Origin of the sequence: Acutalibacter caecimuris, from assembly GCF_034335085.1 — a bacterium.
Taxonomy (GTDB): Bacteria; Bacillota; Clostridia; order Oscillospirales; family Acutalibacteraceae; genus Acutalibacter; species Acutalibacter caecimuris.
Genome location: NZ_JAWXXJ010000082.1, coordinates 1 through 854, shown reverse-complemented (window position 1 = coordinate 854; position 854 = coordinate 1). Strand labels below are relative to the sequence as shown.

The window sequence follows — 854 nt, the reverse complement described above, 5'->3', positions numbered from 1 at the left end:
GGGGCCTATGAGTTGCTGCATCAGGAGGACTTTCCTGTGCTGAGAATCGGTTCGCGCCTGGTGGTTCCCAAGGAGAAATTTCTCTCGTGGGTCGAGAGTCAGACAGGAGGTAATGAGATATGAGTAATTTCTTGAGAGCATCATGCAGCGGAGCAAAGAATTTCTTTCCTCTGCCAAACGCAATTTTCAGTTTAGGTTTGTCGGCTGGCGAGCTGGCTGTCTACGCTTATCTCATGTATTGCGAGGACAGGAAGTCGCATCAGTGCTGGCCAAGCTACAAAACTATTGGCAAGGCGGTGGGCATGAGCGAGAACACGGTGCGGAAATATGTGCGGGAGTTGGAGTACAAAACGCTTATCCTGACGGAGCCGACAAAGTATGAATCTGAGAATGGGCAGGTTCGCAACGGCAATTTGATTTTTACGATTCTCCCCATCCAGGGAGCAGTCAAGTACCACAACGAGTGCCAGACATCAAGGTAGGCGTTTGTGATCCCTGTGAAGGCCGTGTTAAGCGAACCGAGGCCGCTCTCAAGGAACAAGACGAGAGCAGGCCCAGAACGCCGTGTGAGGGCATTTGTAGCGATTTGTGAGGGCGGTATCCGTGGGGTGGAAACCGTCCCCCAGTATGCAAAGGGTTGCAAGTTTATCCGGCAAGACAGGACGCAGAAAACGGTCAAAAAGACAAGCAGGGTAAAGCGCGGGGTCTACCGCGCAACTTACATCGTCCGGCAGAGCCGGTCGTTAGGGAAAACTCAGGGATTACCGGCCCCCGAAATCAGGGGTCGGTCAGAAAGGAGAGTTTTTGAGCAAAAAAATGCAAAAATATGCTTACTGGATGACACCATCCATGGT

At 51.8% G+C, this 854-nt stretch carries 2 protein-coding genes and 1 pseudogene; all 3 read left to right on the top strand.

What is annotated here, in order from left to right; all coding sequences use genetic code 11:
• A pseudogene (locus U8U01_RS17250) lies at positions 1-123 on the top strand (DNA-binding protein); the annotation flags it as partial.
• A gap of 74 nt (positions 124-197) precedes the next feature.
• On the top strand, positions 198-482 hold the full coding sequence (locus U8U01_RS17245) for a helix-turn-helix domain-containing protein (RefSeq protein WP_322176818.1): 285 nt from the start codon (positions 198-200) through the stop codon (positions 480-482).
• 6 nt (positions 483-488) lie between these two features.
• The coding region (locus tag U8U01_RS17240; RefSeq protein ID WP_322176817.1) for a hypothetical protein at positions 489-854 on the top strand (366 nt) is incomplete at its 3' end.